Source organism: Photobacterium sp. 53610 (genome assembly GCF_036409375.1).
Classification (GTDB): Bacteria; Pseudomonadota; Gammaproteobacteria; order Enterobacterales; family Vibrionaceae; genus Photobacterium.
Genome location: NZ_JAXOFS010000001.1, coordinates 1230182 through 1244254 on the forward strand (window position 1 = coordinate 1230182; position 14073 = coordinate 1244254).

The 14073-nt window shown below is 48.6% G+C and carries 11 protein-coding genes; 2 read left to right on the forward strand and 9 right to left on the reverse strand.

The genetic code is table 11. The features are described from left to right. The first annotated feature begins 43 nt into the window (after nucleotides 1-43). Nucleotides 44-1447: an EAL domain-containing protein gene (locus tag SPK40_RS05625; protein WP_248139721.1), complete on the forward strand. Its 1404-nt coding sequence runs from the start codon at nucleotides 44-46 to the stop codon at nucleotides 1445-1447. Between the two features lie 39 nt (nucleotides 1448-1486). Here SPK40_RS05625 and SPK40_RS05630 read toward each other — a convergent pair whose 3' ends face one another. The 6 genes from SPK40_RS05630 to SPK40_RS05655 all read right to left on the reverse strand — a co-directional run bounded on the left by SPK40_RS05630 (nucleotide 1487) and on the right by SPK40_RS05655 (nucleotide 7293). Further along, nucleotides 1487-3103, reverse strand: a complete 1617-nt coding sequence (locus tag SPK40_RS05630; protein ID WP_330959706.1) for a methyl-accepting chemotaxis protein — start codon at nucleotides 3101-3103, stop codon at nucleotides 1487-1489. A gap of 159 nt (nucleotides 3104-3262) precedes the next feature. Further along, on the reverse strand, nucleotides 3263-3832 hold the full coding sequence (locus tag SPK40_RS05635; protein WP_248139717.1) for a pyridoxamine 5'-phosphate oxidase family protein: 570 nt from the start codon (nucleotides 3830-3832) through the stop codon (nucleotides 3263-3265). A gap of 25 nt (nucleotides 3833-3857) precedes the next feature. Further along, nucleotides 3858-4553: a DUF4336 domain-containing protein gene (locus tag SPK40_RS05640; RefSeq protein WP_248139715.1), complete on the reverse strand. Its 696-nt coding sequence runs from the start codon at nucleotides 4551-4553 to the stop codon at nucleotides 3858-3860. Between the two features lie 143 nt (nucleotides 4554-4696). Further along, a complete protein-coding gene (locus SPK40_RS05645; RefSeq protein WP_330959707.1) occupies nucleotides 4697-5734 on the reverse strand; it encodes a DUF2955 domain-containing protein in 1038 nt (345 codons plus the stop codon). An 11-nt stretch (nucleotides 5735-5745) separates the two neighbouring features. Beyond that, complete coding sequence (locus tag SPK40_RS05650; RefSeq protein ID WP_330959708.1) at nucleotides 5746-6804, reverse strand: HlyD family secretion protein; 1059 nt, start codon at nucleotides 6802-6804, stop codon at nucleotides 5746-5748. A 6-nt stretch (nucleotides 6805-6810) separates the two neighbouring features. Beyond that, the gene (locus tag SPK40_RS05655; RefSeq protein ID WP_248141603.1) at nucleotides 6811-7293 is read right to left on the reverse strand and encodes a MarR family transcriptional regulator; all 483 of its coding nucleotides are present in this window, start codon (nucleotides 7291-7293) and stop codon (nucleotides 6811-6813) included. A gap of 246 nt (nucleotides 7294-7539) precedes the next feature. Here SPK40_RS05655 and SPK40_RS05660 point away from each other — a divergent pair, with 246 nt between their 5' ends. Continuing rightward, nucleotides 7540-9243: an Hsp70 family protein gene (locus SPK40_RS05660; protein WP_330959709.1), complete on the forward strand. Its 1704-nt coding sequence runs from the start codon at nucleotides 7540-7542 to the stop codon at nucleotides 9241-9243. A gap of 56 nt (nucleotides 9244-9299) precedes the next feature. Here the strand turns inward: SPK40_RS05660 and SPK40_RS05665 are convergent, their stop codons facing one another. From SPK40_RS05665 to SPK40_RS05675, 3 genes are all read right to left on the reverse strand, one after another. Beyond that, the gene (locus SPK40_RS05665) at nucleotides 9300-10166 is read right to left on the reverse strand and encodes a hypothetical protein (protein WP_330959710.1); all 867 of its coding nucleotides are present in this window, start codon (nucleotides 10164-10166) and stop codon (nucleotides 9300-9302) included. A gap of 17 nt (nucleotides 10167-10183) precedes the next feature. Next, entirely contained in the window at nucleotides 10184-10882 is a 699-nt protein-coding gene (locus SPK40_RS05670; protein ID WP_248139707.1) for a hypothetical protein, read from the reverse strand. A gap of 332 nt (nucleotides 10883-11214) precedes the next feature. Then, nucleotides 11215-14073: a J domain-containing protein gene (locus SPK40_RS05675; protein ID WP_330959711.1), complete on the reverse strand. Its 2859-nt coding sequence runs from the start codon at nucleotides 14071-14073 to the stop codon at nucleotides 11215-11217.

A 14073-nucleotide genomic window follows, 5' to 3' on the forward strand; every position in this document is an offset into this window, starting at 1 on the left:
AAACAGTCTGCAAAGCATCGTTGCGGAAAAAGAAGCCATTATCATGTCTCTGCTTCAGAACATCATTGATGAAGCCGTGAACACAACCTATCAGGCTTCGCTTTTACTCAAAGCACCTTGCAACAGCCAGACAACAGACCAGTTAAAACGCATTGCCACGCTCGCACCGAACATTCGCTCAGTGAATCTGATCCGGGATAATTACATTTACTGTTCATCTCTGTTCGACCGGGAATTGCAAAAAAGCGAAAAAACTTATTTTCAAGTTGAAGACAGAGTATTCCTCAAAACACACAATTATTTCAGTCCCAATGAAAAAATTCTCTTCATCAGCCATCAGCAAGACGAACGTTTTGCGATAGCCAGTATTGATATTCAAAATATTAAAAAGCTGCTCAACACCATCGGCAACCATATTCCTCTGACGATCACGCTGAATAATCATCAGAACGTCACCTACAGCACCGTTTTTTCCCCTGAGACCAGCGGCACACAGATAACGCTGAACTCCGACAACGGGCGACTCAGTATTAGTTCCGTCCTCACTGAAAACATGTATCTGAGCCATTTGGCAGATACATTTTCGCTGCCGTTAATACTTAGTCTGATTGTCGCAGCCTCCGCCGGAAGCTTCTTTTATCAGCACCTGAACCGCCCACTTTCTCTTCGGGAAGAATTACATCGGGCGGTCTCCAGTGATGATTTCAAGCCACTGCTGCAACCGATTGTTAACCCGCAGGGCGAAATCTGTGGTGCGGAAGTCCTGCTGCGCTGGTATCACCCGAATCAGGGTTTCATCATGCCAGACCAGTTTATTCCGCTGGCTGAAACGACCGGGTTGATTCATGAAATGACGTCACAGGCACTCAGCAAAATCCAGAATCACCTTGCTCAGAATCAACAGCTTCTGCCGGACGGGTTTCATCTGGCCATTAATATCAGCCCGGGACAATGCAAAGGCCTGGCGTTTTATGAGGACTGCCGGCACTTTCTATCCGCTTTCCCGAATGGCAAAGTCAGACTCATTATCGAACTGACCGAGCGCCAATGGGTTCAGGACATCCAGCAGGCCGCCCTGCTGTTCGAAAAATTGCATGCACTGGGCGCACAAATAGCGCTGGATGACTTTGGTACCGGCCACTCTTCACTCAGCTATATCAATCAGTTCGATATCGATATCATCAAGATTGATAAAAGCTTTATACGCCAGATTGGCTCGGTCGACGTGCCAAGCCATATCGTGGACAACGTGCTTGATCTGGCAGAACGGCTGAACATTGAAGTTGTGGCCGAAGGCGTTGAAAACCGGATTCAGGAAACGTATCTGAAAAAACGTCACATTCAGTATTTTCAGGGATATCTGTACGACAAACCCCTGGCACCGGAAATTTTCATCGAGAGATTACAGCGACAGTCCAAGCAGCAGCACTGCCTGGCTGAAGAATAAACAGACAGGGGAAAACCCCCTGTCTGCCGGAGAGTCACATCAAACTTTAAAGTAAGCCAGATGCTGGTTCAGAACTTCTGAGGCTTCTGCCATGGCCTGACTTTCCTGCGCCAGATTCATAGACGCTTCTTTCATGGCATTGGCAGACAGATGAATACTGCTGACGTTTTCATTCATCTCATTTGCGACAATGCCCTGCTGTTCTGCTGCCGCCGCAATCAGTACAACCCGGTCTGTCGTTTCGTTCAGATCGGCAACCATGGTGTCAAAAGTCGCCCGGGTTTCCAGCGCAACATCCACACAGGAAGCCGCCTGATGATGACTGGACTGCATGGTCTGGCTGGACTGCTCAGCAATCTGCGTCAGGCGGTCAATACTGGCTTTCACTTCTGAGGTAGACTGCTGGGTACGGCTGGCAAGATTTCGGACTTCATCTGCTACCACCGCAAAGCCTCGACCCATTTCACCCGCTCTTGCCGCTTCAATGGCCGCGTTCAGTGCGAGCAGATTGGTCTGTTCAGACACGTCCTGAATCACGTTCACAACCGCATGAATTTCTTTCACGCCATTCAGCAATTGATTCACCAGGCTGTCCGCTTCCGTAATGTTTTCAGCCACCGACTGAATGTTGTCACTGGTCGCTTTCATCTGAATGCTGCTGTCATGTGCCTGCGACGACACGCCTTTTGTCGCTTCCGAAGTACTTTCTGCGTTTTGTGCGACATCATTGATTGTCGCAGACATTTCATTCATTGCCGCAGACAACTGCTCCAGCTGAAGATGCTGGGATTCAACACTGGATGCCGTTTCCTCGCTGGCCCCGGCAATCCTGCTGGCCATATCACGGGAATGGGCCGCCGATTCACTGGCCACTTTGATCGCCGACTGCAATTTATCCAGCATGCGGTCGACTTCATTGCCCATCACACCCAGCTCATCTTTACGGTTTTTCCTGAGCCTGACTTTCAGATTGCCATCCGCAATATCGTGCACTTTATCCACCAGCGCATTCAGCGGGGCCACAATATCACGAGCCAGCACATATCCCACTAAACCCAGCATGAGAATCGCAATGACAGCAAAACCAGCCTCTTTCGCCAGACTGAGATAGAACGCATCCTGAATATCTGAAACCAGAATGCCGGAGCCCAGAATCCACTCCCACTCAGAGAAATACATGACATAAGAGATTTTATCGTGCAGGCGACCGTCCGGAGACCGCCAGGTATAATCCAGGAAGCCCTGTCCGTACGAGGCCGCAATCTGAGCCATTTCCTGCCAGTGGAATTTTCCTGAACCGTCACGAATGGTCGACGCATCAGCGCCGTTCAGCTCAGGTTTCAAAGGATGCAGGATCACTCTCTGACGAGGATTGGTGATCCAGAAGTAGTTGTCACCATCATAACGCAGCTGCTCAATGGCTTGCTTCGCCATCGTCTGTGCCTGTTCTTTCCCCAGCACACTCTCTTGTCCCGCAAAATACTGAACAATACTCTGCGCCGTTTCGACCTGAGCCCGCAATTTATCCTGCCGCTCCTGAAACGACGCTGAGCGTTGTAATGTCAGGTTGTAGATACAGACAGAGACGATAATGCCTGCTGCAATCGCCACAAGCAGCTGTAGCTTTATTTTTATTGAGATGTTCCCTAATTTCACGCTGTCACCTTGCCGTAATAAGCAACAAAGTGACTATTGTGACTCAGAAAATCGCCAGATTTGTTATCTGAAATCAAAGAAAAAAGAAAAGCATACCCTTAAGCAATCTCGCAAAATAAGTATATGCGAATACGGTCATATAATGTTGTAACTATGTAACTAATCTTCATCCTCAACGAGTGCTGCCCGCTGCACAATCTCAGTGGGGAAACCATCAATGCTCGACTGGTTTTTTTTACGCCAGTACCTTTTGATACCATCCGGACCATGCTTATCAGCCCAATCGTCCAGCTGGTGACGATCACTGACAAAATCATAATAAGGGACAGACATGCCACACGATGTCTGGACACGCTCGATATCCTGAATAAAGATCTGCCGGGCACCAACATACTCCGGAAACAGGGCAATATATTCTGGCCACTCTGCGTCTCCCGGGTGCAACATTCTGGCCTCACCATAGGTCCGCAAAATCAGCGGCGCACCTTCGAAGGCACAAAACATAATCGTCATTCGTCTGATCTTTAAGATATGCGCCGCAGATTCATTTCCGCTCCCGGTTAAATTCAACCAGGCAATTTGATTGGGGCCAAGCACACGAAGGCTGTCACACCCCTTCGGTGAAATATTGACACTCCCGGTCTCAGCCGCCGTGCCAACAAAGTAAATCTTCTGCTGCTCAATAAAATCGATGTGCTTATCAGTCAGCGCTTCAAAAAATTTACCCATTCCATTTTCCTTTTGTTTTCAATCACTACTGCACAGGCTTCAGCCATGAAAAAGAGCGCCGTAAAAAATCAGTCGCTTCACTGGTAATCATTTCACCATGTGACAACACAATCACTTCAGGTTCCCAACGCAGCATCTGCTCAAGATGTTGCCTGGCTTCAGCTTTACTGAACGCGAAACTCAAACGCCAATCCAGGGGTGTTTTGCCATGAGGTGCCATCACACCGGCTCCTTTTGCAATCAGTCGTTGCCAGGGCTTGAATGCATCTGAGGGGAAGTTTTCGATCAAGTCCGTCAGAATCAAGGTGCGGCTGGCCTGGTGAAAAAACACACATTCCTGCATCGCTTTCGAACCGGTAAACAACAAGTGCTGAATCTCAGGCTGCCAGGGATACATCTGCTCTGTTTTCAGCGAAGCATGAAACACCAGATCCTGACGTTTCTTTATCACCTCATCAGTGCCGTAAGTCAGTGCACCGGGAAAAGCCTGCTGCCATTGTTCAATGAACAAGTGATGCAGGTGATTCGGGGCAATCAGATATGCCACCTCACCCAATTCACTGACTCGCTGAATCAATTGTGGCGTCAGCTCAATCGGACTGTGTATCCAGAGCTTGCCGTCCGGCAGCACAACCACAGTCATTCGTGTCGTATAAGGCAACGTGAAAAAAGGAACAGCCTTACCATCAGCAATCCAGACTGACTCGTTGAGCGCGTACATGGTTTCACCTGAGCGATATTTTATATGAGCCAGTAATCATATCACTATCAGGATAAATATCGCCAGAAAATCTGAAAAGAGATTATAAAAACAGATAGTTAGCGTGGAGGCGACTGACTCATCGCCTCCATGGGGAGCAAAAATTAAACCGGTTCGAATCGCGTGGCTTCAAAACTGTTCAGGATGCGATGGACCAGATAGGTCACCAGTAAGGTTGCGACGATCGCGAAAAAGATACTGCTGACACGATAAAGGGCGCTGAATATTAAATCATTCCCGGGCGTCAGATACTGACCAAACAAAATACCCAGCGTTGTCAGTCCGCCGAAGCCTGCACCTGAGCCGCTGGACTCTTTGACGTGCATATAGCTGAAAATCATCGCCCCAATCCATAGCAGCGGAATAATCAGCACCAGCATATCTGCCCAGTCATAAAGAAACAGCTGACCGGCGACCCCAAAGCTGACCCCGAGCAAGGTGCCCATCGCCCGCTTTCTTGCATACCCCAGAGCCCCGTTCCAGTGCATCGGAAAAAGTAATAACAAAGTCGTTGCCTGGGCAGACATGGAATCATTGAGATCGAAAACCTGAAACACCAGAAACGATAATGTTGCGATACTGGCCCCCATCAGGGCTTCATGCCGCATCCGGTGAGACCCTTTGGGTTCTGCCGGACGTGGCGGCGGCTGACGAGGTTCAGCATCCGGAATCAGAAAGGTCACCAGATAAGCAATAATGACCGACAGGACGCTGGCCAGCAGGTTGCCGAAGATCAGTTCATTCAAATCTACGCCCGGATAACTGGCGAAATGCAGCATGATACTGAGGCTCAGAACACTGTTTGCTCCGAAAAGAAACAGCGGACCTTTCGACATACACGCAAATTTATAAAGAAAAAGCACAAAGGCGATCAGGGTCATCATGCCGGGATGGCCGCCAAAAAGGCCGCCCAGAATACCCACTTCCAGCCCGCAGACGATTGCTGCTGCAAACAACTGACGGGCAGCATGCGCACTCATCACCGGCACCATCCCCAGGAGCAGCATGGGTACGACGGTAAAAAACACGCCGTAATTCCAGCCAAATAACTTACTGATGGTGAAGCCAACCGTGGCGCCAGTTGCGATTCTCAGACATTGCCGGAAATCATTTTCCGACATGGGGTGATCCCATAACTTCATGGCGCCTCCGGTTAGTAAATGTAATGCAGCGTACTCAGAAACTTAATCTGCGCCCGGGCAAACCAGGCAAATATGCCGTTTTCAGGCACCAGCTGGACTGTCGCTCTTGCACCTGCAGGTAATTTCGCCGGGAAATCACCGTCTACACTGAGGTGAAGGCGCATGCGTTGTGCATCCCGTACCCACCGGTTGGACTGTGTTGGCGCGGCAAGACGGCCATTGGCATCAAACTGCCCCGAACTGACCCCTGCATCCAGGCTGCTGATACGGGCATCAAAAACCTGGCCGGGCTGGCTGTCAAACGCAATCAATGCCTGACTGTTGTGCGAGAAATGGCGGAGACTTTTCTCACGGAAATCCGCGATGATATCCACGTCATCAGAAACCAGCGCGACCAGCGGATTTCCGGATACCGCATAAGCACCTTTTTCCAGTTGCAGGTTGGTGATCACACCATCGTGTCTCGCCACAACCCGGGTGTAAGACAAGTTCAGTTCAGCCTGTTCAAGCTGGTTCTTCGCGACGCGTATGTTCAGGTTACCTGCCCCCGTATCGCCACGGCTGACTTTCAGCTCTTGCAAACGCGCTTCGGATGCAACCAAATTCGCTTTTGCTGCTAACGATGCACTTTGCGCATCATCGCGTAACTGACGTGACGTACCGTTGCGGAGAAAAAGAGTATTGAGGCGGTTTGCTTCGCGCTCTTTCTGCTGCAGCACAGCTTCGTTGGCTTTCACATTCGCCTGGGCAGCCTGAATCGAGGCATCCAGCTGAGCATTATTCTGAGTTACCTTTTCCAGTTTCAGCCGTGCCTGCTCAACAGCCAGTTTGTATGGTGCCGGATCAATATCAAAGAGGATGTCCCCTTTGTGTACAGCCTGATTATTGGTGACGTAAATATCGGTAATCTGACCGCTGACACGCGGAGCAACTTTCGTGACAACACGTGTTGCCATCGCCTGAGGGGTCAGCGGCATGGCCAGATCGGCCATCAGGAAATAGCCGAAGACAAATACAAACGCAAAACAGGCATATTTTATCCAGCGCGCAAATTTCTGATCAGGGGTCATAGGCTTTTACTTCTCCGGTGATGATTGGTCAGTATCCTGACTAAGAAAATCGAGCGCGTTATGGGCAATCTGCTCCAGAATCAGGCTCAGCATCTGAGACTCCTGATCATTGATATGGTTGAGCAACCTGCTCCGAACCTGCAAAATCCGGGTTTCCATCTGACTGATCAAAAGACGCCCTTCATCGGTCAGACTGACAATGCGGGCCCGTTTATCCGTCTCGCAGCAACGGCGGGTCACCAGTGATTGATCTTCAAGATGTTTCAGGGTGCGCATCAGTGAAGCCAGCTCAATTTCCAGTGCCTCTGCCAGCGTCTTCTGGCTCACGTTGTCTCCGAGCCGCTGCAGCTTCCATAACGCTGTCCAGCGAGGATACGTCAGTCCCAGAGGGGCCAGCTCACGATCCGCCACTGTTTTCCATAACCGGGATACCCGGCCTAACTGCTCTGCCACGGGCAAATCCCGAAGAATATTGACATCCTGAACCATCATTCACCGCCTTAATTACTTAGCATGCTAAGCAATATAATATAGTTAGCAGGCTAAGTAAATTATTTGTGCGTTCAATCACACATTTCTTGTACAAGTATTCTGACGCAACCGCCGTCTTCATGGTGGCGCAAAGGACATTGCTGCGATGAGAAATTCAGAAGCAAATCCGGTTTTCTCAAAGCATCACATCTTTGAAATCAATGCATTGGCGATAAACTGAACTCTTGCTATTCTGCATGTTTCATGTGGCAAGCAGTGGATGAAAGTGTGATTAAGAACAATGAACTGGCCATCGGCATTGATTTAGGCACAACAAACAGTGCCATTGCTGTCTGGCGTCACGGAAAGCCTGAGCTCATTCCCAATGCACTGGGAAGTTATCTAACCCCATCTGTAGTCAGTATTGATGAAAAAGGGCAAGTCCTCATTGGTGATGCGGCACGCTCCCGCCTGATCACACGTCCGCAGGAAACTGCCTCAGCCTTTAAACGCTTCCTGGGCACAGAGAAAACCTATCAGCTCGGCAAAGCACGTTACACTCCGACTGAACTGTGTTCATTAATTCTGCGATCCCTGAAAGATGATGCTGAAACCTTCCTCGGTGAAAGTGTCAGAGAAGTGGTGATTTCTGTTCCGGCTTACTTCAGTGACCAGCAACGGAAGCAGGTACATCAAGCCGCTGAGCTGGCCGGATTGATCGCCGTCAGACTCATCAATGAACCCACAGCCGCCTGTCTTGCATACAGCCTGCACGAAACCCATGAGCGTCGTTTTCTGGTGTTCGATCTTGGTGGCGGGACCTTTGATGTGACGGTTGTGGAACATCAGGATGGTTTTGTCGATGTGCGTGCCTCCGCTGGTGATAACCAACTCGGCGGAGAAGATTTTACCCGTCAGCTCGCTGAATATGTGATCGATCAGCTAAAAGCAAACGCGCGAGATCTCAGTCTGTACGACATGGCTAAAATCGTCAGTGCGTGTGAAGCAGCGAAAAAGCAAAACGATCCGGACTTCATCATTCGTCTTGCGGAGCCATTTAACCGGGACTTTTCCCTCACACCCTTTCAACTGGAAGAGATTTGGAAAAGCACCCTGTTGAGATTATCTCAGCCATTGCGTCGCGCAATGAGTGATGCCCGTATCAGTACAGAAGACATTGATGAGCTGATTTTCGTTGGCGGAGCAACCCGGCTTCGTCAGGTACAACAACTGGCGACACGTCTGATTGGGCGCTTCGGGCAGAATACGCTCGATCCCGATCTGGTTGTCGCCATGGGTGCGGCTACCCAGGCAGCCTGTCGTTTGCGTGACGCGGCAGTTGAAGAAATCGTCCTGACCGATGTCTGCCCTTTCAGTCTGGGGATTGCTGCCAACCGGGATGGCCAGACGGATGTGTTCAGCCCTATCATTGAACGGAATACAGTCATCCCGACATCCCGGGTAGAACGCTTCAGTACAGCCTACGATCAGCAAACCAAAGTTCGCATTGCCCTGTATCAGGGCGAACGTTTCTGGGCGCGTGAAAACATCTTCATCAGTGATTTTGAGATTGAAGTACCGGCCAACCGGGCCGGAGCCGAATCTATTGATGTGCGCTTCAGTTACGACATCAATGGCTTGCTGGAAGTCGACGTCACCATTTTGTCCACCGACACCACGATCCAGAAAGTGATTGATCGGACACCTGTCGGCATGAGCGATGCCGACAAACGCGCCAGCCATGAGCGGCTTGCCAAACTCAAATCACATCCGCGGGATAAACTGCCGAATATTGCCCTGACAGAAAGGCTCAACAGGCTGTATGAAGAAAAACTGGCCCATGAAAGACAAATGGTCGAACAGCTTATTCTGCACTTCACACAGGCTCTGGAAAGCCAGCATGAGTCAACCATCAACGATGTGAGAAAAAACATCGAGCAACAATTGAAGATGTGGGGATTTCACTAACACACTGAAAACGTGCCAACAAAAAAGGGGAATATGATGGCATATTCCCCTTTTTTTCAGCATTGCGTTGTAAAGTTTTGAAGTGTCGTTTCTGGCTTAGGATACGCGATGTACCACGAGCGAATATCCTTGATGATTTGATATCCGCATTTCTCCTCAATAACTGCGCCCCGAATGGCTTCTACCCCAGCATCATTTTCTATCAGGAAGGTCTGCTGCTTCGATTTCGCTGAAGTATACTTTCCACTGAGCTCATTTTTAATGATGTATATTGTCCCCTTTAGCATAGAAGATAATAATTGTGCTAACTGTTTACGATCGCCATTTAAAATAGCATTTCGTTGCGATTCATCTAAATGAGGTCCATAGACCTGAATCAGATTCTTGTACGTGACATCAGTATTATCTTCATTTGGCAACCATACAATCGACTTCAAAGACAGCTTATTCATGTCAGTATTACTGAAAAATATAGGCTTGACTCTGAACGTCTGAGTCATTTCCGGTGCGACTTGAAATAAAGACGTCCCATACTCCCCAACCAGTTCTGCTAAAGGAATATCTTTGGTTACATCAATGAGCGGTAAGATTTTCTGGTTGGCTTTTTCCTGTTCCTGAGCCAGTTTTTCAGTTCTTTGGGACTGAATGATAGCGGAATGAGTACCGACTTGTGCCAGCAACCCGACAACTCCAGCACCTCCCTGGTACATCATCGGCGTCGAATCCACTGAATCATCAGGCAGGTATACGCCCCGCATATCAACGAATGTGGCATCCTCAAAACTGAACTGAAATTCAGACTCTGAAATGGTACTATTCGACAGCTGATTGGTATATCTCGCATAGTCATCCCGGTAAGGGGTACTGCCGCACCCCACCAGTGAAACCGCGGTTAACGTCAAGAGGAATTGATATAATCTCATTTGTTAACCTTGCTTGCTTAAATCGCTTGTTGAATATTATGTTTCACATTTTCAACAGCCTGATAATAGGACATTGTTACACTTGGAAAACTCATCGGTTCATCCCAATTACCCTTCGGCTGTACTTTTTCATTAATCTCTAAATACTGAACATAAGCATTTGTGTTCAGATCAACGGCATATAATAAACCGCGTACATAGCCTTGAGGGTCAGTATTCGGGAAATAATTGCTAAAGCTACGATATGCGCCATGCTGAGAAATCTGCAATACAACCAGTACATCCAGGTTCATCGTTTGTTTAAGATTCGTAAAGTCTTTCTGTGCATAACCCAGCCCCTTATCTGAATCTTTCAGATCCTCAATATTCATACCCAAGTCAACCAGTTTTACCTGATTGGAATTTGATGCATACTCAGACAGGACCAGATCTTTGATTTTATCCAGTTCTTCATTCGTTAATGTGCTTTCCAGATGCGTATCGAGATCACTTGTTAATGCCGAAGCAACACCGTAGCAAAGCAAACAACTTGCTCCAAAAATATGTGTTGTCGGCTTGTCCGCTGGCTGAATATAAACAACACCAATTTTCATATCTTTTGAAAGCAGATTTTTATCCAATTGGACAGCTGGCTGAGGCGTAACCGCACACGCAGACAGAAAAAGAGCAAAACAAAAAATGACAATCCCTTTCAAATATTTCACTGTTGTTTTCATTATTTCCCCACTATTTGATCAATAATGTACATTAATTATGCACATCTTTTATTTTCACCACATGCACCATTTATCAGGTTGAAAAATTGAACTCACCACTGATAAAAAACACCTTACCCAGCAGTGGAACATTAGAAACACCCGTCAAAATTCTGACAGAATTTACTTGATTAGCTCAGTCTAATCAATTGAATTATCTGGATAATTATTTATCAAGACAGTTTTTGATGAAAATCTATGCAATCTTTTCAAACGCATGTTCTATGCAACATTTATTTTACAATTTGCCGCCGCCAAATAAAAAAGAGGCCATTTGGCCTCTTTCCTGTGGTTTATCTCTTTTTCTCTTTTAACCCAAGCACCTTACGTAAGTTTACTATCCGGGATTTCACAACTCTTTTCTCCCACCCCCCATTTGCCAGCAGATCGGTTAATCCATAGGTGGTTGAAAAAAGCGTCACTATCGTCACAATCGCGCAAAACAAAGATTGAGAGCTCTGAGCAACCCACAGCACGGCTCCGGAATAAAGGACAAACTTATATTTATTCCGTTTTTCAATCATTGCAGATGATATCTGCCATAACAGATAAACAAAAAGCGGGGTAAAAAAGAGTTTCGCAAAGGAGCGGCCTGAATGGCTGAGGTGAAAAATGTCTTGCTTCCCTAGCTCACCAAATGTGGAAGGAAATGAGAACAGCCAGGCGGTACAAAAGACGACCAGCAAACACAGCAAGTTTATTTTGCTGAATGCCACAGCTTTTTTACCTTTCACCTGAATATCCTGTTCAAGCCGACGCTGATACATCGCTTCTAAATGCGCAATGGCGACATCCGTAGTCTCGCGTTGCAGATCCGTTTGTAACTCACGCCGATGCGAGAACATCTTCAACGATGAAAGATCGTACCCTTTTTCGCCTAGTCCCAGATGAAGCTGAGTCAGCAAATGATACATCGGATAATGAAAATTCTTTGCCTCATCAACCGGAGAGTAATCCGCCATCTCTGCAGGAGGGATAAACCACGCTTTATCTTTCGTCAACAGAGCATGCATAAAGCCTGGTTCAGTAACCAGATAGCTTTCTTGTTCCAGCCCTTTCTCAGCTCTCAGCCGCAGCAACGACTGCTGCTGCCAGGCAACCGCATCCTCAAAATGCGGGTGTCGGTCCAGCGCCGCAGCGGTAAGATTCCAGTAAACAATCGCCTCATCGAAATGCTCACGCTCCAGTAGACGAGACAGGGCGCAACATGCTGCGACCTCTCCGGCTTTGGCCAGTTCAGTTAATTGTGGCTGATCACAGGTCCGCGTCAGCAAAGTGATTTGAGCATCAAGAATGGAGCGGAACACAAACTGTTCCGGATGTTCATCCAGTGCCCGGAGCGCATCAGGCAGATAGGTCTGCGGTTGTGCGGCAAACGGAAGTAATTTGGCAAAGGGTCCGTCCCGTTGTGACTCAGGCAATGATGGTAATGCATCAATAATTGCCTGTCTGGCCAGACCCACAGGTGACATGTGTGTGAAACAGAACAGTGTCCAGTCAAACATGCCTTCAAAAGGTCTATCCTGCCAGCAACTGGACAAACGGAAGTCCGGATTTGCACATCTGAAAAAGCTGAGTGAGTCCGCATACATGGGATAAGACGACACTTCCCAGAGCTCTTCCCGGACCAGAATTTCCTCATCCATTAACCGGTAAAACCAACTGTCCGGAATAACAGGATGACGGATGACACATTCCAGCCATTCTGCCTTTGTCTGGGAGTTGACTTCATCACCCGTCAGAGGCTCCACATCAAAGAATGCATCTGTTTCGTAAGACGAAAGTTTCTGCCGCAGCGACAGGCAGCCCGTTTGCAAGGCCAGTTTTTGTTCAATCCAGTGCAGTGTCAGCGTTACCAACCGCGTTGAATCTGCGTCAGTTTCCGCTGTGGAGAGCTGCTTCCTGAGACTTTCGATCCAGGCCCAACTGCCTGATCGGCCCGCCCAGAAGGCTTTCACCATCAGTGCAGGCAAGCCGTCCAGCCCGGCAAAATCAAGCCGGTGATTAAACGCCGGATGATCATATTCAGTCAGTTGCCCGAACAACCAGTCAAAAAGCCGGCGATCAACATCTGACTCAGGCGCCGGAAATAACCTGCGTTCCGCACGCCAGTAAACCGGCGGTAGCGGCTGCCACTGTTGCCGCAGGAAGGCATAACATAAGGCCAGCATGTTCTGATTACCCAATGTGCGCTGATACTGTATTTCTGCCACTTCTGCAAAGGCATTCAGGGTCAGTAAGCGGTCAGTCACCTGATCAACTGCTTCTGTATGGCCCAGCCGGACACTAATTTCCCCAATGACTTCCCATTGCTCGATTGCCAGACTCTCAGCAGGTGATGCAATCAAGCGCTCAATCATCTGGCCTGTGATTGTTTCAGGGTAAGTATTTGTGGCCAGGAAAGCTTGCAGTAAACTGACCTGATACTGAACTGAGGGCAGCACCAAAGCCGGCATCGGCTGATGCACCACTTGCCGCAGAGCTTCCGTATCCCCGTACCCCAATGCAATATGGAAAGGACGCAGAAAACTCAGCGCTGCACGCTGTTCAGCGCCGGACAAAACACTCAGATGTGACAGGTCAACGGACATTTCCTGTTTTCGCCAGCTGTTCAGAAATTCTCCGACTTCGCTTTGCTGCTGCGTGCCGGTAAGCAGCAACTGCCAGCTTAGTCCTTGCCACAACCACTCAATGACTTCGCCGGGCAACCAGCGGTTTGCCAGAACAATGTCGACAGCTGCATCTGAGATATGCTGTTGCTGAGAAATCGACAACATCTGAATCTGTTCAATCCAGCTCAGCCACTGTTCAGGCTGAAAACGACGTTCCGGATCTGCCAGAAGCCTGTTGAGCGCTTCCTCAAACGGGTGATGCGGATCCGGTTGTCTCTCAGACACACCGACTTCCTGTACCGCCTGACTGTCAGCGGCATCTTCAATCGACAGTTCCAATACTGTCTCCGGGACCGTTTCCTGAACGTTTTCTCTGGCCTGATTTAAAGACACCAGCGCTTTCTCATACGCTTCACGGACCCGCTGAAATCCTTCCGGATCCTCTTCAGGATGGTGCTGTCGCAGCTTTACTCGATAGGCTTTTTTAATTGCCTGCGCATCGTTCGTTTCTTCTATCTCGAGGATGTCCCACACACTCAC

Bases quoted from the DNA above. Each gene is read 5' to 3' on its own strand.
- SPK40_RS05670 (WP_248139707.1), bottom strand. From the start codon at position 10,882: ATGAAAACAACAGTGAAATATTTGAAAGGGATTGTCATTTTTTGTTTT.
- SPK40_RS05655 (WP_248141603.1), bottom strand. From the start codon at position 7,293: ATGGTTCAGGATGTCAATATTCTTCGGGATTTGCCCGTGGCAGAGCAG.
- SPK40_RS05640 (WP_248139715.1), bottom strand. From the start codon at position 4,553: ATGTACGCGCTCAACGAGTCAGTCTGGATTGCTGATGGTAAGGCTGTT.
- SPK40_RS05650 (WP_330959708.1), bottom strand. From the start codon at position 6,804: ATGACCCCTGATCAGAAATTTGCGCGCTGGATAAAATATGCCTGTTTT.
- SPK40_RS05665 (WP_330959710.1), bottom strand. From the start codon at position 10,166: ATGAGATTATATCAATTCCTCTTGACGTTAACCGCGGTTTCACTGGTG.
- SPK40_RS05635 (WP_248139717.1), bottom strand. From the start codon at position 3,832: ATGGGTAAATTTTTTGAAGCGCTGACTGATAAGCACATCGATTTTATT.
- SPK40_RS05645 (WP_330959707.1), bottom strand. From the start codon at position 5,734: ATGAAGTTATGGGATCACCCCATGTCGGAAAATGATTTCCGGCAATGT.
- SPK40_RS05660 (WP_330959709.1), top strand. From the start codon at position 7,540: ATGTGGCAAGCAGTGGATGAAAGTGTGATTAAGAACAATGAACTGGCC.
- SPK40_RS05625 (WP_248139721.1), top strand. From the start codon at position 44: ATGTCTCTGCTTCAGAACATCATTGATGAAGCCGTGAACACAACCTAT.